Source organism: Bacillus cereus group sp. BfR-BA-01311, from assembly GCF_022664295.1.
GTDB lineage: Bacteria > Bacillota > Bacilli > Bacillales > Bacillaceae_G > Bacillus_A > Bacillus_A cereus.
Genome location: NZ_JAKUHC010000010.1, coordinates 70,630 through 91,253 on the forward strand (window position 1 = coordinate 70,630; position 20,624 = coordinate 91,253).

Genomic DNA, 20,624 nt, shown 5'->3' on the forward strand with positions numbered 1-20,624 from the left:
AATATAATTCATATTTATAATACATAATTTTCAAAACTGAGGTATGTGTTTCTTTAATATGCTTTGGATTCAACTATTTTTATTTGACTATAAATTTACAAAAATGTATATAAAACCTTATTTTTTGATAATATATAAGTAATAAATTCATAGAATTGGAGTGATGAGATGCAGCCGTTAGAAAGGGAGATTCATTCTAATATGCTGAAAGTGTGGAGGATGCACGCTTTAATTGGGGCGGTAGTTATACTAACAGTCGTAATTGCGTATTTCTTTTTTATGATTAACTTTAACTGGTGGGGCTGGTTGTTCGGACTATTAGTAACAGGAGCTATTACATTTATTCCCCTTGATTATTTTGTGTTTCCAAATTTACGTCAACGCTATTATAGTTACAGATTAAATGAAGAAGAGATTGAGATTCAAAAGGGAATGTTTGTTGTAAAACGCGTACTTATTCCGATGATCCGTGTGCAGCACGTAACGATTGAGCAAGGGCCAATCATGAGAAAGTATAATTTAGCAGAATTACATATTTCAACAGCCGCAACTTCTCATAGTATTCCAGGTTTAACGAAAGAAGAAGCAGAACAGCTGAAAAGACAAATTGGAGAACTTGCGAAAGTGAGTGATAAGGATGTATAAGAGGCAACATCCGATTACGATATTGTTAGGTATTAGGATTGCGAGTTTGTTGCCACTTATTATTCTTGTTTTATTTAAACCTGATGAACAAGTGGAACCTTGGTATTTATTTTATCTTTTTCTTCTGGTTGTTTTATTCATCATGGCTATTTTTTCAGCAATTAAATGGTATTTTAAAGTGTACTGGATTGAGAATAATATTTTACATATAAAGCACGGTGTTTTTGTAAAGAAGGAAAGCTATTTAAATAAAGAGCGTGTACAAAATATTAGTACGTCTTCTAACATCATTTATCAAATGCTCGGACTTATGAAGTTAAATATAGAAGTAGCCGGTGGTGGTAATGAACCAGAAGTGATGTTGGCTGGTATTAAAGAAGACGAGGCAAAACATTTAATTTCTTTATTACATAAGAAAGAAACTACTGTAAAAGAAGAAATAGAAGAGGAAGAAAGCAAGACGGTTTATCAGTTAACAGCGAAAGAGGTTTTAGCCGCAGCGATTACATCTGGTCGGTTCGGACTAGTGTTCTCTGGGCTAGTACTTCTTTACACAAAGTTTGATTTTGTTCTTCCTGAAGGATTCACAAGTAAAGTAGAAGCGTATGTGATGGGAAACGGTGTTTATAAACTAATTGTAATTGCATTAATTTTAATGGCAATTTCGTGGATTATTTCCACGGCTGGATATGTGTTGAAATATGCAAACTTTAAAATTGAGCGAAAAGGGGAAGAGATTCGTATCGTTCAAGGATTATTTGAAAAGAAAGAGTTTGTCTTAAAATTGCACCGCATTCAAGCGATTACTGTAAAAGAAGGTATGCTTCGCCAGCCGTTTGGCTATTGTGCTGTTGAAGTGGAAGCAATTCAAAGTATTGGAGCAGCAAGTAACGAAGTAATGTTGCATCCATTTATGAAGAAAAAAGATGTACAGCACCTGATCACATATTTAGAGTTACCATATGAAATCGAAGCGGAGATCGTTCACTTACCAAAAACAGCGTTGCGTCGTTATTTCATTATGGGCTGGTTAATAAGTATCATACTCACAGTTCTAATTGCCAGCGTGAGTATATATTTTAAACAATATATTGCGTTGTTTGTTATTTTACCGTTATTTATCGTGTTTTCGTTACTTGCGTATGCTAGATATAAAAGTGGCGGTTATGAATTAAGAGAAAATCAACTAACGGTTGTATATCGTAATTTTTCGAAATATACAGGAATAATGCGAAGAAGACATGTTCAAGCAGTAGGTTATAATCAATCGTATTTTCAAAGAAAAGATGAATTATGTACAACTCTTGTAGCGGTAGCTGGGCGCGGTTATGAAGTAAAGCATATGAGAAAAAAAGATTCACTTCGTATATATAATTGGTACAAAGAAAAAGGAAACACCGGTGTGTAATGGTGTTTCCTTTTTGTCATTAAATTGATATCTTTAGTCGAATCGTTGATATATTTCAAGATATGATAGATATATTCGGAAAATCGTTGATATATTTCAAGATATGATAGATATATTCGGAAAATCGTTAATATAATTTCACGTACTGTTAGTGTTGTATTATGTTTTAATTAAACTAACACATCAAAAGTAGTCACAAAAGATGGACGAGAGAAAATACTCTTTTGCTGTTCCGCATGTGGATGCGCTGGAGCTTGTCCTTCTGCTTGCGTGGGACGTTTTTTATGAGCGTTTTCGAATGAACGTGATTCTGTCCAGTCTTTAAAGTTTTGCTCTGTTTCCCACATCGTTAAGATGACGTATGTATCGTTACTTAATGGGCGTAGAACACGGATCGCTTGGAATCCTGGTTCGTTTTCAATAAGGCCTGCGCGGTTTTTAAAACGGTTTTCAAATACAGGTCGACCTTCGTCTGTGACAGAAATGTTGTTACAAACGATATAGCCAGGTTGTCCTTTAAATTCACCGACAGCATCTAGTACATCATATTGAAGTGAACCTTCTACAGATTCTTCTGTATGTTCTTTATAAAACATATTTTTTTCATCATTTTTTGCAGTGAAATGTGCTTGTTCTAGAGGTGTTTCGTATGAAATAATAGCCTTCATTTTAATGCCCCCCTTAATAGTTTGTTTCTATTATATCAACTCTCTTAAAAAACTTCGAAGATTATATACATAAAGATACTTCTTTTTCAAATAATAAATGTACCATCATTTGGAAAGAAGGACGATGTATGAAGAAAGTAAAGTGGACTTTATTAGGCGGCGTCGCAACGTTCGTAGTAGCGATTGTAATCTATAAACTTATCGTGTTAGCTGGTGGCTATATGATGGATGAAAAGCAGCTCGTTTTCCACTCTTCATCACGTATCGTTGACCAGAAAGGGAAAGAAATTACGAAATTATACGTAGAAAATAGAGAGCTCGTACCGATCGAGCAAATTCCGAAGTATGTGCAGCAGGCGTTTGTTGCGGTGGAAGATTCTCGTTTTTATGAGCATCAAGGGATTGATTATCCGTCTATATTCCGTGCTCTTTATAAAGATACGTTAGCTAGAGAGAAGGTAGAGGGCGGTAGTACCATTACGCAGCAACTCGCTAAAAACGTCTTTTTAACTCGTGAAAAAACATTTACGCGCAAATTGAAGGAAGTCGCAATTTCTCTTCAATTAGAGCAAAAATATACGAAGCAACAAATTCTTGAAATGTATATGAATCATATTTATTTTGGTCATGGGGCTTACGGCATTCAAGCGGCAGCAAAGTTGTATTTTAATAAAAATGTTGAGGATTTAACAGTAGAGGAAGGGGCAATGCTTGCAGGCCTTCCGAAGTCACCAAACGGATATTCACCGTACTATTCTGCAGAGAAGAGTAAGGAACGCCGTGATCTAGTGTTGTCACTTATGCATAAACAAGGCTATTTGACTGCAGAAGAAAGCGTTCGTTATCAAGGGAAGACAATTGCTCTATATAAAAATTTAGATGAGAATGAGCTTGCATATATGCCGTATATTGATATGGTCATAGATGAAGCCGCTCGTTTATACGGATTGTCTCATCAAGAAGTACTTCGCGGAGGATATACGTTTGTCGTACCTATGGATGAAAAGATTCAAAAGGTAGCATATAACCAGTTTCAAGATGCAAGGAATTTCCCTGGGAAAGAAGAGGGGGCGCAAGGTGCTTTCTTATTAATGGATAATCGTACGGGAGGGATTAAAGCGGCGATTGGGGGAAGAAAGTACGTCCCGAGAGGATTTAATCGTGTTTTTGCCAAAAGGCAGCCTGGATCTGTTTTAAAACCACTTATCGTTTATGCACCAGCACTAGAAACGAAAAAGTATAATCCGTATTCTTTATTAACGAATGAAAGAAATTCTTTTGAAGGGTATGAACCTCGAAATTATAATCATGAGTATTCAAAAGAAATGACGATGTATGATGCGATTTTAGAGTCGGCAAACGTACCGGCAGTTTCTTTATTAAATGAGTTAGGGGTAGAAGAAGGAAAGCAATATTTAGAAAAAGGGAATGTTCATATTGCAGATGCCGGTTTAAGTACAGCGCTTGGCGGATTGAAAAATGGCGTTTCAACATTTGATCTTGTAAAAATGTACCGTTCATTTTTAGCAAATGGAAATATTATCGAGCCGCACGTTATTGATAAAGTATTAAATAGACACGGTGCAGTCATTGGGGAATCTCCAAAAGTAGAGACAAAAATCTTCTCGAAGCAGACAGCATGGTATATGACGAAAATGTTAGAAGGAGTTGTCAAGGAAGGAACAGCAAGAGTTGGTGTATATAACGGTGCGTTAGCTGGAAAAACGGGTACAACTTCATTGCCAAATGACGATAAGGGAGCAAGAGATATGTGGTTCGTTGGTTATACACCGAACTTAGTAGGCGCTGTTTGGATTGGTTATGACCGTACGGATAAGGAGCATCAGTTGCAAGGAGAAAGTGCATCTGCGACAAAATTGTTTAAGAAAATTTTAACGAAGGCTAATGTAGAACATAAAGAGAAGTTTATGAAGCCTGAAGGTGTGGAAACAATCGGCGCTCCGATTCGGCTGCGCAAAATTGAAGATGTAAAAATGAAACTATCATTTAGCCCTTTCGGTTTATTTAAAGCAAAATTAAGCTGGACGCCACTTCCAGATAACAGAATTATGTACCGAATCTATAGAGTGGAGAACGGAATTCATACGCATGTTAGCACTGTAAATGGTGCTGGGGAATATGAGGAAAAATTCGTTAACATATTTTCAAAACCGAGCTTTTACGTTGTACCATATAATACACAAACGAATCGTGAAGGAGAAAAGTCGAAAGTAGCTAAACCATAGTTTTTCTCTGTGTTATAATAAGAATGTTGTGAAAATAGTAAGCGTTTTTAAGAGTGTTTGTGTCAATTTAATGAACAACGTACATAATATTATGCATTTTGTTTTTACAAGCTGTATAGTAAAAAAAGATAAATATCGAACGTATTCGAAGCATTGGTAAGGAAGGGAGCAAGGGTCTTGGTAAGAACTATAAATGAGACATTTTTAAAAGCATGTAGGGGGGAACGTACCGATTATGTACCAGCATGGTATATGCGTCAAGCAGGTCGTTCACAGCCGGAATATAGAAAGATTAAAGAAAAGTATTCTTTATTTGAAATTACACACAATCCGGAGTTATGTGCTTACGTTACAAAATTGCCGGTTGATCAGTATAACGTAGACGCAGCAATTCTTTATAAAGATATTATGTCACCACTACCTGCAATTGGTGTGGACGTAGAAATTAAATCAGGTATTGGCCCAGTTATTGATAATCCAATCCGTTCTTTACAAGACGTAGAAAAACTAGGGGAAATCAATCCAGAAGATGACGTACCGTACATACTAGATACAATTCGTTTATTAACGACAGAAATGTTAGACGTACCGTTAATCGGTTTTTCAGGAGCTCCATTTACATTAGCGAGCTATATGATTGAAGGCGGTCCATCTCGTAACTACCATAATACGAAAGCGTTCATGTATGCAGAGCCGAAAGCTTGGTTCGCTTTAATGGATAAACTAGCAGATATGGTTATTACATATTTAAAAGCGCAAATTAACGCAGGAGCAAAAGCAGTTCAAATTTTCGATTCTTGGGTTGGAACAGTAAATGTAGCAGATTATCGCGTATTTATTAAACCAGCAATGGAGCGTATTTTTGCAGAAGTTCGTAAGATGGGTGTTCCAATGATTATGCACGGCGTAGGAGCTGCACACTTAGTGAATGAGTGGCACGACTTACCGCTTGATGTAGTCGGCTTAGACTGGCGCTTACCGATTGAAGAAGCACGTGCACGGGGCGTTCATAAGGCGGTACAAGGTAATATGGACCCTTCATTCTTACTTGCACCATGGTCTGTTATTGAAGAACATGTAAAAGGTATTTTAGATCAAGGGATGAAACAGCCGGGTTATATCTTTAACCTAGGTCACGGTGTATTCCCAGAAGTAAATCCAGATATATTAAAACGTTTAACTACATTTATTCATGAATACTCTAAAGGGCAGTTAGCGAAGTAAAGGAGCATTGCTGTATGAAAAAGAAAATTGGTTTGCTTGTAATGGCATACGGAACGCCATATAAAGAAGAAGATATTGAACGTTACTATACACATATTCGCAGAGGAAGAAAGCCAAGTCCTGAAATGCTGGAAGATTTAACAGAGCGTTACCGTGCAATTGGTGGTATTTCTCCTTTAGCTACTATTACATTAGAGCAAGCTAAGAAGTTAGAGAAGCGTTTAAATGAAGTACAAGATGAAGTAGAGTACCATATGTATCTTGGCTTAAAACATATTGAACCGTTTATTGAAGATGCGGTGAAAGATATGCATAACGACGGAATACAAGATGCAATCGCACTTGTTCTTGCACCTCACTATTCTACGTTTAGCGTGAAATCGTACGTTGGACGAGCACAAGAAGAAGCTGAGAAACTTGGAAACTTAACAATTCACGGCATTGATAGCTGGTATAAAGAGCCGAAATTCATCCAGTACTGGGTTGATGCAGTGAAAGGTATATATAACGGTATGTCAGATGCAGAGCGTGAAAAAGCAGTATTAATCGTATCTGCACATAGCTTACCAGAGAAAATTATTGCAATGGGCGATCCATATCCAGATCAATTAAATGAAACAGCGGATTATATCGCGCGCGGAGCTGAAGTAGCAAACTATGCAGTAGGCTGGCAAAGTGCAGGAAACACACCAGATCCTTGGATTGGTCCAGATGTACAAGATTTAACGAGAGAACTAAATGAAAAGCACGGTTATACTTCATTCGTATATGCACCAGTTGGATTTGTTGCGGAACATTTAGAAGTTTTATATGACAACGACTTTGAGTGTAAAGTTGTAACGGATGAAATTGGTGCAAAATATTATCGTCCAGAAATGCCAAATGCATCGGAGGCATTTATTGATTGTTTAACAGATGTTGTATTAAAGAAAAAAGAATCTGTACTGTAAGAAGAAAGGAGGAGCCTGCTTGAGGAAAAAAGTTGTGATCGTCGGCGGAGGCATCACTGGATTAACAGCAATGTATAACTTACAAAAAAATATTCATGAAAAAAACTTGCCGATTGATACATTACTTATAGAAGCATCGGGTAAACTTGGCGGAAAAATTCAAACCGTTCGAAAAGATGGATTTACAATTGAGCGCGGACCAGATTCTTTCTTAGCACGAAAAGAAAGTGCAGCTAGATTAGTGAAAGAATTAGGTCTTGGCGATGAACTTGTAAATAATCAAGCCGGTCAATCATTTATCCTTGTAAACAATCGGTTACATAAAATGCCGAATGGATCAATGATGGGAATTCCAACGCAAATTACGCCGTTTCTATTTTCCGGGCTGTTCTCCCCAATTGGTAAACTAAGAGCTGGATTTGATCTATTAATGCCGAGGTCAAAGCCAGTATCTGACCAATCACTCGGACAATTTTTCAGACATCGTCTTGGAAACGAAGTGGTTGAAAACTTAATAGAGCCGTTACTATCGGGTATTTATGCAGGGGATATTGATGAAATGAGCTTAATGTCAACATTCCCGCAAATGTATCAAATTGAGCAGAAACATCGCAGTATTTCACTCGGTATGCGTACGCTCGCTCCGAAAGAAGAGAAAGCTGAACCGAAAAAGGGAATGTTCCAAACAGTGAAAACAGGTTTAGAATCTATCGTAAAATCTCTCGAAGCAAAGATGCATGAAGGTACGATAATAAAGGGAACTCGCATTGAAAAAGTTGCGAAACAGGGTGATGGTTATACGATTACTCTTAGTAACGGAAAAGAAATAGAAGCGGACGCCATCGTAGTGGCAACTTCGCATAAAGTATTGCCGTCCATGTTTGCTCAGTACAAGCAGTTTCGTTTCTTCCGTAATATTCCATCCACATCCGTTGCGAATGTGGCACTTGCTTTCCAAAAGTCTGCAATCCAGCGCGATATTAATGGTACAGGATTTGTCGTATCACGAAATAGCGATTACACCATTACAGCATGTACGTGGACGCATAAAAAATGGCCACATACAACGCCAGAAGGAAAAACACTCCTTCGCTGTTACGTTGGACGTACTGGTGATGAAGCGGTTGTAGAACAAACTGAAGAAGAACTCGTTCAGCTCGTACTAGAAGATTTAAGGAAGACGATGGATATTACAGAGGATCCAGAGTTTACAATCGTAAGTCGCTGGAAAGAAGCGATGCCTCAATATACAGTAGGCCATAACGAGCGAATGAAGAAACTAACAACATTTATGGAAAAAGAGTTGCCAGGTATATACTTGGCAGGTAGTTCTTACGCTGGTTCTGGTCTTCCGGACTGTATTGATCAAGGTGAGAAAGCAGCAAAGCGTGTGCTAGCTCATTTGGAGAAAGTAATGGATACGGAATTAATCGCACAGTAAAGTGAAACGCCTTCAATCACATTGAAGGCGTTTTGTTACTTATTCACCAATAAACATATATAAGTTATTTGGCTTTATAACGGCATCTCCTGCATAAATAACCCACTCTGTTAAGTTATCAAAATCTAAATGATAACTATTTCCTTCACTCATATCTTCTATAAAATATGGTTCATTAATGAGTATTCCTTGAATGAAATCTTCCGTAATGTTTTGCATTTCAAACCACATATGTTCACTTTTTCCTTCTTCGTAGGAGACACCAAACTTAGCAAGGAAACGAAAATCTTCATTTGATTGTTCAATGTGAAAAATGTTGCTGAAATACCCGAAAGTATTTTTCGCATTGTAAGCCATACGAGCCGTTTCACTATTTGTTTTATAGAACATGAGCCCTGTAGCTTCCTCGTGTTCTTTGAAAAAACTTTCAATATATTCTTCTGAAGTATTAAATTTGAATAAGAGAACGGATGGAGATTGATGGTATTCATCTCGGGCATCCATTCCGCCTAAGAATGTATTTTGTGCATCTATTGGTTGTAGTTTCACTTCTTCATCCTCGATTGAAGATAATTGGTCCATACTCGTTTTATGCCCTATATAAGATAATCCTTTTTCCCACGGAACAGCGACTGTATGTATAGAACCTTGCTGACTATGCGCGATAATGATAGGCTCATTCATAGGGACTTGTCCATTCTCAACGGCATTATTAGCAAATGTTTGAAAGAGATCGCCAATGCCGTAGTAGGAAGAAATACGATTTGGAATAATTAACTCTATTTCAGTTACGCCCGCTCTTAAAAGGCCGTGTGTATGAAACCAATATTGCGTAGGCTCGCCTTCTTTATCGTCTTCATAAACGGAATGAATAACGTATAAGTCAGGAATGTCAGGTAATAATTCATTTTCAACGTGATATTCAATATAGTTTCTAGATATCACTTTCATTGCTGCACTTGAATCGATTACAAATAACAAATCTGGGGCGAGGTTCCATAAAAATTGTATTTGCTGGAAAAAGCAGTCGAGTACATCGCCTACAAATAGCGTACGAGTGAAAATTTCAGTACCGAAAGCCGCATCTTCAAAATTACGATCTACAATTGTAGAATCTTGTCTATTGTACATTTTATATTCTTCTGGGTCATTCGCCTCATCAATATGCAGTTCATACGGTATGATTGTTTCATCCATATGTAACTCAACAATAAGGCTTGTCTCATCACTATAAACAATTTTTAACTCATCAACTTTAGTAGCGATATTTTCTAGCCGTTGTTTTAACTGCTCAATTGTAATTCTAGTTGGTATAACAGCAATCATATCTGAAAAATGACGTTCTAATGTTCCATTCATAGCTGCGCGGTATGTTTCTGTTTGCACTTCCATCCAATCACTCCTATTCAAATGAATCCATTTTACATGCCAATCAAATGTCGATATTTTCTGTTTTCTCTCTCTAACATTATAGAGTGCATTTGTAGAAGGTGTAAAATTATTATTTTGTATTATAGTTTGAAAGCTTGTAAATTAAATAAATCTTTTGTAAAACTTGTCGAAAAATAGTTCTATATAACGAATCATTTGTTATGATAGAAATGCTGAGAAAATATGAAATAGGGAGAGGAAAATGGCTGTGAAGAAATTGTTAAGCGTCTTTTTATCATTCTTGCTATTGCTTTCATTTACTGGAACTTTAGCGCAAGCAGAAGAAACTGCTTCTATGTCAGTAGAAAAAGCAATTCAAGTATTTAAGCAGCAAGGGAAAACGAAGGGGATTGTGGAAGGATATATTGTCGGATATACGCAAAGTTCTTCTAAATATACGAAGGATCCAGCTAAGTTTGATGATACAAACGTAGCAATTGCAGATTCGCCAAACGAAACGAATCCAGACAAAATCATGCCCGTTCAGTTGCCAAAAGGTGATGTGAGAACGGCAGTGAATGTAAAAGATCACCCTGAAAATATCGGGAAGAAAGTTAGTTTGACTGGGACTCTTGAATTATATTTTAGTAACCCAGGTCTAAAATCAGTAACAGCTTATAAGTTTCAAGGTGAAGGACAAAACCGTGTTAGCGATGTAGTAGCTTCACCGAACGGCGGAGAAGTTGCTAAAGGAACAGCGGTAACATTAACGACGAATACAGAAGGTGCAACAATTTACTATACGTTAGATGGCTCTAATCCTACTAACAAAAGTGTTCGTTATAATGGACAGATTATAGTGAATGAAAATAGTGTAGTGAAAGCAATCGCAGAAAAAGAAGGACTTACTTCTTCAGCAATTTCGACATTTTCATTTATTATCGTAAATAATGAACAGGTTCGTATTCATGACATTCAAGGAAAATCACATATGTCTCCTTACAACGGGAAGAAAGTAAACAATGTGGAAGGCGTTGTCACAGCGCTTGATAAAAACGGCTTTTATATAGAAGACAATCAGCCAGATAATGATCCAGCTACTTCAGAAGGTATGTACGTATATAAAAAAGATGCGAATGTAGCAGTAGGAGATCTTATTCAAGTTGATGGAGTAGTAGAAGAATATGTTGGACCAGGATATGCAGAGCGATTTGAAACAGACTTAACGACGACAGAAATTAAGGCGAGTCGTGTTGCTGTAATCGCAAAAGATCAATCTTTGCCAGCACCCATTGTACTTGGGGAAAACGGTGTGAAAATCCCGGACCAGATTATTGATAATGATGCATTCGGTTTATTTGATCCAAATGAAGATGCAATCGACTTTTATGAAAGTATAGAAGGCATGCGTGTTACGATGCCAACACCAAAAATTATTGCACCTCAGAAAAATGGAAATTTATATGTAACAGTAAAAAATGGTGGAGATAAAATAGTAACACAATATGGCACACCTCTATTAGATGAAAACCAATTAAACCCAGAGCGTCTTTCTGTGAAAGTACCTCGTGATTATGTAGCAAAAGTAGGAGATATTTTTACTGGAGATATAACAGGGGTAGTAGGATATGATTACGGTTCTTTCCGTATTTCGCCAATAACAGAACTGCCAGCTGTAGTGGATGGTGGATTTAAGCAAGTAGGCGCAAATATTCAGCCACGTCTTGATAAGTTAACGGTTGCTACATATAACATTGAAAACTTCTCAGCGAATAAAAAAGAAACAACAGATGAAAAGGTAAAAGCGTTAGCGTATTCTATTAAATACAACTTAAAAATGCCAGATATTATCGGTGTAGAGGAAATGCAAGATAATAACGGATCAATTAATGACGGTACAACAGATGCGTCATTAAGCGCAAAACGTATCATTGATGCAGTGCTAGAAATTCGTGGACCGAAGTATGAGTATGTAGAAATCGCTCCAAACAATAATCAAGACGGAGGAGCACCAGGAGCGAATATTCGCGTCGGCTTCTTCTATAATCCATCACGCGTGAAATTAGCGACGGTACCAAAGTTACTTGATAAAAATGTTGTTCGTATTGGAGACGAAAATCCATTATTTGAAAGTACACGTAAACCGTTAGCGGCAGAATTTACGTTCCAAGGACAAAACATTGTTGTCGTTGCAAATCACTTAAACTCAAAACTAGGAGATGCAACGCCATTTGGAAAAGTGCAGCCGCTCGTATTAAAAAGTGAAGACAAACGAATTCAGTTAGCACAAGAGGTAAATCATTTCGTGCAAGGAATTCAGAAAAAGAATACGAATGCACCAGTTGTCGTGTTAGGTGATATGAACGATTTCGAATTCTCTAAACCACTAAAAACACTAGAGGGAACAATCTTAAAAGATATGTTAAACACAGTGCCAAAAGAGAATCGTTACACGTACATTCACGAAGGAAATGCACAAGTGTTAGATCATATTTTAGTAACAAATAATATCGCACCACACACAATTGTAGATCCAGTGCACTTAAACTCAAATATAATGAAAGAGCACGGACGTGTAAGCGACCATGACCCAGTACTTGCTCAAATTGATTTGAAGAAAGCTTCTTAAAGAAAGGAACGCTTAGGTGACTAAGCGTTCTTTGTTTGCATCGTTATAGAATAGTATAAAGAGATGATTCCTTTTTTTGTAATCTAATGATAAAATTGATTGAATATTTAGTTTTTAATAAGGAGGACAACAATGCAGTTACAAATAAATGGAAAGGTAATGAATCAGTTTGCAATTTTTTTTAGTACGATCATCATGCTTCAGTTTGTAGCGGATATAACAGGACTTACAAGCAATCTAGATATTACGTATAACTTAATACATACAGCAGCTTCTTATATAACATTTAGTTTGGCGGTTATTTTCACTTTAATAGGTGCAAGAAGAGAATTAAGTAAATATGCAATTGTTTCATTATGTTTAGTAATAGCGATTAAAGCGATTTATTTTGTAGCGGTTGTTATTTTATGGGGATTGGCAGGTACACCGTAAGTGAATAGTAAATAAAACCCTAATTTCCAATATAGTAAGGAAATTAGGGTTTTATTATACTTGAAACGCTTTTCTGCACCGCTCTCTTTTTTGCAACCTTCTTCTATATTTTTTTCTATCACGTTTTACTCCTTGTATATACATGATTAAGCTAACGAGGAGGAAGAAGGCACATTGTATTGTCAAAATATATGGTGACATGCCATGCAGCGGCTGCCTTGGATCATATAAATGAATAGGTGCTCCGCCTATTGTAGGGAGTACCGTATTTAGCAGGACGTAAGGAATAGAGGTAGTTGCAAATGGAAATAGAAGCGCCATATAGTCCTTTTGGGACCATGCAGATGCAGCAAGTCCTAAAAGAGCCATCAAACCTGCAAATAAAAAATTAATTCCGATATATACAGCAATGTAAGTGATGGGAGAAGTTTCATATAAGTTTGCGAACATCCCGTTATCATTTATAATGCCTGAACCAGCCGTTGGTACTCCGTCTGGAATGGTTAATTTGCAAAATAATAACGATAAGATGAATGGAAATGTATAAAGAAGTCCGCCGCAAAAAAATGTAACGATATATTTCGTTACTGAATAAGAAAATAAAGAAATTTCTTTACTGACAAACGGTTTAAAACCATCGGACTTATCCGAGTTATAACTTGTACTAAAGGGAAGACTTGCAATAACTGGCATTAATAATAAATAAACATCCATTTCATTTCCACGAAATCCAATCCATTTAATATCCGTCGATATAGGTCCATTCGCAGCGTCTCCTAAATAACGAATTACATAATAATAATGATAAATACAAATAAGAACAAATCCACTAAACATAATAATTAAAGAAACACGATTACAAAAAGCTTGCTTTATATTTAAACGAAGCGCACGCATCATGACTGAAAAAGCCTCCACTATTTTGATAAACTTGTCTATTTTCTATATTACTATTAATTGTAAAGATTTTCTTGTTTTTTTATTTGATTATTTGAAAAAGAGGAATTTTGTTGTTGTGAAGTAAGGTTTAGCTGAAATTAATTTTTCTAAAATATGGTTGACAATTAAGTATTACATTTGTAATCTTAATTATAGATTACAAATGTAATACTTAGGAGTGAAACATACGATGACAAATCAATTACCTAAAATATCTGAAGCGGAATTAGAAATTATGAAAGTACTTTGGTCGAGTTCTCCGCAAACAGCGAATGAAATTATAGAAGAACTGGAAGATGCAATGGACTGGAAACCGAAAACAATCCGCACATTAATTAATCGATTAGTACAAAAGGAAGCCGTTTCTTACCATCAAGATAAAGGGCGTATGTACGCTTATTATCCGTTAGTATCACAACATAATTATTTGCAAGTGGAAACGAAATCTTTACTAAAACGTTTTTGCGGTGCAGCGTTTAAGCCATTACTTGTTAACTTCTTAAAAGAGGAGAAATTATCTTCAGAAGATATTAATGAATTAAAACGCATTTTAGATGAGAAGACAGAGGAGAATAAGAGGAAGGATCGATAAAAATGATAAACACGCTTATAAATGTATACCTTCCTCATTTTTTTGATTGGCTTATAGAAACGTCACTTATGGCTAGCATATTAGTCGGATTTATTTTATGTATAAAAGTTCTATTTAGAAATAAATTAACCCCCCGGTGGCAATATATGCTGTGGATCGTATTAATGATAAGACTCCTTTTACCGTGGTCGCCAGATAGCTCTTATAGCATTTACTCATTACTTTCTTATAGTTCTAGCGTATCGGAAGTTATTCCAAAAAATATGCCGGCTACTGAGAATATAGTGAACATAGAAAGCGACCGAAAAGTGGAATTGGAATCAAATTCTAAAATGGTGACAAAAACTAGCGAACCGGAAGTAAAAGTCAGTTCGGAAAAACAGACTACATTTTCTTTATACAAACTTGCTTTGTATGTGTGGCTAGCTGGGGTAATCATAGTAGCAGCCATCACGTTTCTTACAAATAGACGTTTATATTCTTACATAAAGAAACAACCGGATATTACGGACGAACAGGTCACTACAGTGTTTAATCGCTGTAAGCAGTCTATGAAAATGAAGAAGGCAGTTTCGTTACGTCTAGCGGGAAAGATTGCGAGCCCAACTGTGTTTAGTTTCTTTCGTCCGAAAGTATTACTATCAAAAAAACATATGAAAGTATTAAATAAACAACAATTACAATATGTCTTTTACCATGAGTTAGCTCATATTAAGAGAAACGATGTAGCTGTAAATTGGATTATGTACAGTTTAATCCTATTAAATTGGTTCAATCCGATTCTTTGGTACGCCTATTTTTGTATGCGAGAAGATCAAGAATTAGCCTGTGATGCATATGCACTTACTTTTATAGATAAAGAGGAACAAATTGCATACGGTCATACAATTATTACCCTTCTACAACACTATTCCTATCAAGTACCAAGCCTAGCAAATTTAAGTAGAAATAAACGAACACTAAAAAGGAGAATCGTTATGATTAAAAAGTTTCAAAAGAAATCGTATCGCCTTTCTTTACTTGGAGTGATTGCGATAGCAGCTATAGCAGGCGGATTTTTATTAAATGCAAGGATAACTGAGGGAGATGAAAGACAGGAAGAAAAGATTGTAGAAAAAAAGCAACATAAAGCGGCTTTTGAAGAAGCGATAGAAACAGTATTAGGTACACCAGAGAATGCAAGTAGAGAATGGGGTATGTCGATAAAGTCATATAAAATGAATACAGATTTTTTGTATTTGGCAGAAAAGAATTTTACGAAAGAAGAATTTGAGCAGTATGTTCAATTATTTAAGGAAGCGCAAGAAATTCATAAGAAAGCAATGGTTAAGAAAAATGTGCCTGAGAATTATGATGGAGATACAAAGGAATATAAACCTGAACGCTTGAAGAAAGCTGATCAAGAAAGACTAGCTACTATTGAGAAGACATTAAAGCCGCTTGAAGATAAGCTGGAGAAGTCTTTAACATATACTATAGAAGAAGCAAAAGAACATGTACCGTATCAAATTAAGCAGCCGACTTATATACCAGAAGGTTATGAGCTAAAGAGAGAATGGGCTGACTCATATTTTGGAAGAGATGTAGAATTAGTTATTAAATCAGAATATACAAAAGGGAAATATGGTTTTACGATTTATCAGTCAAGGATGTATATGGATGGTAATGGTAATGGTGGTAAGGATCCACTACACTATATGATGCCTGGAGAAGAGAATTTAGAAAGTTATAGTTTAGACGGGAAAGGAATGGTCTATAATAAATCTTCTCATGGAGAGGGGAAGTTAAGAGGCCTTAAAATGTTTGTACCAGCACAAGGTAAGAATAGTGATTATCAAATTGTCATAGTGAATGATATTTTTACAAGAGATACAAAGATATACGAAGAGATAATCGATGATGAGCTAACTAAGAAAGAAATGGAGAAAATATTACTTTCTATGTCAAAATAATAGACAGTGTTCTTAAACCTTTGGTTTTAAGAACACTGTCTATTTTATTAAATTTCTAGTGGGATCTAGTCAGCAATTATTTACGAATATATTCTAGCTTTCCATACAAGTATACTTTTTGATAAACTATGGACAGTATGATATACACTGACTGGAATTTTTTTATACTGGAAATAATAAAAAGAGAACTTGTATAGAATGTAAGCGTGTGGTAATATCAAAGATGTACTGATTGACTATATTATCCAATTGGTCATTTTTGGAGGTGACAATGTGGCGATAGATCGAAAACGTTCTATTATTGAAGCTGCAACAAAGTCTTTTTCAGCGTTCGGTTATAAAGCAACAACGATGGATCAAGTAGCGAAGTTAGCGAATGTAGGAAAAGGAACGATTTATACTTTTTTCAAAAATAAAGAAGAGCTATTTGGTGAAATTATTTCTAATTTAATTACAGAAATGAAGCAAGTTGCAGAAAGTGCAATTCGTTCAGATGTTTCATTTTTTGAAAATGTACATAGAGCATTATATAGCATCTTGGAATTTAGAAAAGAACATCAGCTCATGATTAAATTAATTCAAGAAGAGCGCGATATGGGAACGAAAGAAGTACAAGAAGTTATGCAACAAGTTGATGTGGAAATCGTTTCTGTTATTCAATCGTATTTAAAGATTGCGATTGAAAAAGGTGAAATTAGCAAATGTGATCCAGAAATTACAGCATTTATTATGCTGCGTCTATATGTATCGCTTATTTTTGATTGGGAAAAAAATCACGAACCGCTAGAAAAAGAAAAAATTGCAGAGTTATTTGAACTTTATTTATTAAAAGGATTGTCAAACTAAGATAATCCTTTTAATTTTATAAAAAATGACCAAATGAACAATGCGGTCATATATTTAAGTTAAGGGGGGATATAGAAAAATTATAATCATAATAAGAAAAAGTTGCATAGTAATAAATTCAGGGATAAGGCATATGTATGAACAAGTATAGCCTTTTTGTTTGGGTAAAAATGACTATATGAACATTTTGGTCATTTTATAAAAAGGGGGAGAAATTATGAAAGGGAATCAGTTACTTCGGAAAGAGTTCACGGAAATTATAAAAAGTAAAAAAATATTAATTCCAATTATTGCGGTCTTATTCGTACCGATTTTATATGCAGGGATGTTTTTGTGGGCTTTTTGGGATCCGTATAAACAGTTAGATGACTTACCAGTTGCAGTAGTCAATTTAGATAAAGGCGCAGTATTTGATGGGAAACCAATTGAGGTCGGAAAAGGGCTCGTTGATAATTTAAAAGATAATAAAAGTTTTAAATGGGAGTTCGTAAGTGAAAAAGAAGCGAAGAAAGGAATGGAAGGTAGAAAGTATTACATGTTAGTGCGCATTCCAGATGACTTCTCAAGTAACGCTACAACGTTACTAAAAGACAATCCAAAGCCATTAAACTTAGAGTACATTCCAAACGAAAGTTTAAACTTCTTATCTTCACAAATTGGAGGAACAGCCATTGAAAAGATTAAAACTGAAGTATCAAGCACGTTAACGAAAACATATGCAGAGAAAATGTTCGATTCTATTAAAGACGTCTCAAAAGGATTAGCAGATGGAGCGGAAGGGGCAAGTAAACTACACGACGGATCAAGTGAATTGCATGATGGTTCAAGTAAAGTGACGGATGGCCTTCATACACTTCAAGGGAAATCTGGGGAGATGAAGGATGGAGTTGGTAGGTTAATAGATGGCTCTGGAAAAGTGACAGATGGCCTTTATACGTTGCAAGGAAAATCAGGGGAAATGACAGTTGGTATTAATAAACTGTTAGATGGCTCAGGTCAGGTAACAGATGGCTCAAGTAAAGTAACCAATGGTTTAAATGTATTAAACGGTAAAACAGGAGAAATGAAGAGTGGAATTACTGAACTAGTAAATGGAGCAGGGCAGCTTTACGGTGGTTCTAGTCAAGTTAATAGTGGTTTAAATTTACTTGTTAATAAATCGGGTGAGTTACAAAAAGGGATAGGAAATCTTTCTGATGGATCAGGGCAATTGTATGGTGGTTTAAAAGAATTAGAGGATAAATCTATTGAATTAAATAATGGCTTGAAAAGTGTGTCTGCAGGCTCTAACAAATTAGAAAAAGGTACAGGCGAACTTTCAAGTGGTTTAGAGAAACTAGATGGTACAAAAAATCAATTAGAAGAAGGCGCACAAAAAATTCAGCAAGGTTTGCAAGATTTAAATAATCAAGTACACAGTGTTGTAACGAATCAATCAAATGAACAGAAATCATCCAATACAGTACAGCAAGTAAATGCAGAGATAAATAAAACAGTGGAAAGCGTTGGGCAACTAAAAGAAGATTCGCTATCTAATGTAGAGAATGCAAATCAAATGACAAAAGATGTTGCAGCTTTGAAAGAACAAATCGCAAGTCTCCCACAAGAATATCAAGATAAGTTAGAACCATTTATAGCAAATGTTAAGAAAAGCACAGAGGCAGTTCAAAAGAAATCAACAGAACTTGTAGGGACAACAAATACAGCAAATAAAAATGTATTAGAGTTAAAAAGTGTAATGAGTGAGGAGAGAGAGGGAGCACAAATAAAGGTATCAAGTCCAGAAAATCTAAATGGTTTAGTAGCTGGTATCGAAAAATTAGCAAAAGAGCAAAATAAATTTCTTGCTAATTTCCAAGGATTTGGTCAAGGATTAGGGGTAGCAAAACTTGGAGCAAATAATGTAACAGAGGGAAGTAAAGAATTAAATGTTGGTGTTAGCAAATTGGCTGAAAATGGGCCGAAGCTTGTAAGTGGAGTTAATGAATTGAAAAATGGTGCAGGTAAGCTAAGTGGTGGCTTAGGTGAATTATCTACAGGATCCAATCAATTAATTACAGGTGTAAATCAATTAGCGGATGGCTCTGGAAAAGTGACAAATGGTTTAGAAAAACTAAATGGTGGTTTAGGTGAATTATCTATCGGCGCCAATCAAATGGCAGTGGGGATAAATCAGTTAGCAGGGGGAGCTAGTCAAGTCACAGAAGGCTCCGGCCAAGTAACAACAGGCTTAGGCACATTATCAGGGGGAACAGGTCAACTAGTTGATGGAGTAAACAAGTTAGCAAACGGTTCCGGTCAAGTAACAACAGGCTTAGGCACATTATCAGGAGGAACAGGTCAATTAGTTGATGGAGTAAACAAGTTAGCAAACGGTTCCGGTCAAGTAACAACAGGCTTAGGCACATTATCAAATGGCTCAACCCAGCTAATCGACGGAGTAAATAAACTAGCAGACGGATCAGGAAAAGTAACTGATGGACTAGTGAAAGTAAACGATGGTTCAAGTGAACTTGCAGAGAAACTTGGCGAAGGAGCAGAAAAAACTGGTGAAGTAAAAGGGACGGATAAAACGTATGATATGTTTGCAAGTCCTGTAAAAGTGAAGACGGAGAAAATGGCGGAAGTTCCTAACTACGGAACTGGATTTACGCCGTATTTCCTATCACTCGGTTTATTCGTTGGGGCATTACTATTATCAATCGTATATCCATTACGTGATACAGTAGGAGTTCCAAAATCAGGATTTAGTTGGTTTATTAGTAAGTTCGGTGTTTTACTATCAGTTGGTATTATTCAAGCGATAGTAGCAGATGTTATATTACTGTTCGGATTGGGTGTAGAAGTACAAAGCATTCCATACTTCATACTCTTTAGTATCATTACAAGTTTAGCATTTATCGCATTAATTCAATGTTTAGTAACAGCATTCGGTGATGCAGGCCGTTTTATTGCCATTATCACATTAATTATGCAGCTTACAACGAGTGCCGGAACATTCCCGCTAGAATTGATTCCGAAGTTTTTACAACCATTCAATGCTTGGTTACCGATGACATACTCTGTATCAGGATTGAAAGCAGTCGTATCGAGTGGAGACTTTGACTTCATGTGGCAAAACATAGGAATGCTCATGATCTTTATCGTTATATTATCACTTGGAACGATCGCTTCCTTAACTTTGATGCACAAACGACAATTTAAAAATGTTGCTGAAAATCAATCGGTTGAAGCGTAGATAAAAGCACCTTTTTGGTGCTTTTTTATTTTAATAGAGGGCA

Annotated in this window: 15 protein-coding genes; 12 read left to right on the forward strand and 3 right to left on the reverse strand. The window is 36.1% G+C overall.

Going from position 1 to position 20,624, the window contains the following annotated elements; genetic code table 11:
• The first annotated feature begins 168 nt into the window (after window positions 1–168).
• The gene (locus tag MR136_RS20920) at window positions 169–645 is read left to right on the forward strand and encodes a PH domain-containing protein (protein ID WP_001182728.1); all 477 of its coding nucleotides are present in this window, start codon (window positions 169–171) and stop codon (window positions 643–645) included.
• Window positions 638–2,053: a PH domain-containing protein gene (locus MR136_RS20925; protein ID WP_000278131.1), complete on the forward strand. Its 1,416-nt coding sequence runs from the start codon at window positions 638–640 to the stop codon at window positions 2,051–2,053. The genes MR136_RS20920 and MR136_RS20925 overlap by 8 nt, the downstream gene beginning before the upstream one ends.
• A 170-nt stretch (window positions 2,054–2,223) precedes the next feature.
• Here MR136_RS20925 and hmoB read toward each other — a convergent pair whose 3' ends face one another.
• Window positions 2,224–2,721, reverse strand: a complete 498-nt coding sequence (gene hmoB, locus MR136_RS20930; protein ID WP_061456902.1) for a heme-degrading monooxygenase HmoB — start codon at window positions 2,719–2,721, stop codon at window positions 2,224–2,226.
• A 128-nt stretch (window positions 2,722–2,849) separates the two neighbouring features.
• Here hmoB and MR136_RS20935 point away from each other — a divergent pair, with 128 nt between their 5' ends.
• From MR136_RS20935 to hemY, 4 genes are all read left to right on the forward strand, one after another.
• Window positions 2,850–4,967, forward strand: a complete 2,118-nt coding sequence (locus MR136_RS20935; RefSeq protein ID WP_000756288.1) for a transglycosylase domain-containing protein — start codon at window positions 2,850–2,852, stop codon at window positions 4,965–4,967.
• Window positions 4,968–5,144: 177 nt separating this feature from the next.
• On the forward strand, window positions 5,145–6,191 hold the full coding sequence (hemE, locus tag MR136_RS20940) for a uroporphyrinogen decarboxylase (RefSeq protein WP_242259583.1): 1,047 nt from the start codon (window positions 5,145–5,147) through the stop codon (window positions 6,189–6,191).
• Window positions 6,192–6,205: 14 nt separating this feature from the next.
• Entirely contained in the window at window positions 6,206–7,141 is a 936-nt protein-coding gene (gene hemH / locus MR136_RS20945) for a ferrochelatase (RefSeq protein WP_000726779.1), read from the forward strand.
• Window positions 7,142–7,160: 19 nt separating this feature from the next.
• Entirely contained in the window at window positions 7,161–8,582 is a 1,422-nt protein-coding gene (hemY, locus tag MR136_RS20950) for a protoporphyrinogen oxidase (protein ID WP_242259584.1), read from the forward strand.
• Window positions 8,583–8,621: 39 nt separating this feature from the next.
• Here the strand turns inward: hemY and MR136_RS20955 are convergent, their stop codons facing one another.
• Window positions 8,622–9,974 (reverse strand): DUF4026 domain-containing protein, encoded by a 1,353-nt coding sequence (locus MR136_RS20955; protein WP_000453702.1) that lies wholly within the window; start codon window positions 9,972–9,974, stop codon window positions 8,622–8,624.
• 241 nt (window positions 9,975–10,215) lie between these two features.
• Between MR136_RS20955 and MR136_RS20960 the strand changes: the two genes are divergently transcribed.
• Together MR136_RS20960 and MR136_RS20965 are read left to right on the forward strand one after the other, a co-directional pair.
• On the forward strand, window positions 10,216–12,582 hold the full coding sequence (locus tag MR136_RS20960; RefSeq protein ID WP_070179924.1) for a DUF6359 domain-containing protein: 2,367 nt from the start codon (window positions 10,216–10,218) through the stop codon (window positions 12,580–12,582).
• A 132-nt stretch (window positions 12,583–12,714) separates the two neighbouring features.
• The gene (locus tag MR136_RS20965; protein ID WP_001176843.1) at window positions 12,715–13,014 is read left to right on the forward strand and encodes a hypothetical protein; all 300 of its coding nucleotides are present in this window, start codon (window positions 12,715–12,717) and stop codon (window positions 13,012–13,014) included.
• A 54-nt stretch (window positions 13,015–13,068) separates the two neighbouring features.
• On the opposite strand, the gene MR136_RS20970 is transcribed toward MR136_RS20965, so the two are convergent.
• Complete coding sequence (locus tag MR136_RS20970) at window positions 13,069–13,914, reverse strand: membrane protein (protein ID WP_000984146.1); 846 nt, start codon at window positions 13,912–13,914, stop codon at window positions 13,069–13,071.
• 229 nt (window positions 13,915–14,143) lie between these two features.
• On the opposite strand from MR136_RS20970, the gene MR136_RS20975 reads away from it, so the two are divergent.
• From MR136_RS20975 to MR136_RS20990, 4 genes are all read left to right on the forward strand, one after another.
• Window positions 14,144–14,545, forward strand: coding sequence for a BlaI/MecI/CopY family transcriptional regulator (locus tag MR136_RS20975; protein ID WP_000184510.1), 402 nt, complete (start codon window positions 14,144–14,146; stop codon window positions 14,543–14,545).
• Between the two features lie 2 nt (window positions 14,546–14,547).
• Window positions 14,548–16,497, forward strand: coding sequence for a M56 family metallopeptidase (locus tag MR136_RS20980; RefSeq protein WP_242259585.1), 1,950 nt, complete (start codon window positions 14,548–14,550; stop codon window positions 16,495–16,497).
• Between the two features lie 273 nt (window positions 16,498–16,770).
• Entirely contained in the window at window positions 16,771–17,343 is a 573-nt protein-coding gene (locus tag MR136_RS20985) for a TetR/AcrR family transcriptional regulator (RefSeq protein ID WP_000963381.1), read from the forward strand.
• A gap of 217 nt (window positions 17,344–17,560) precedes the next feature.
• Window positions 17,561–20,581: a YhgE/Pip family protein gene (locus MR136_RS20990; protein WP_242259586.1), complete on the forward strand. Its 3,021-nt coding sequence runs from the start codon at window positions 17,561–17,563 to the stop codon at window positions 20,579–20,581.
• Window positions 20,582–20,624: the final 43 nt, after the last annotated feature.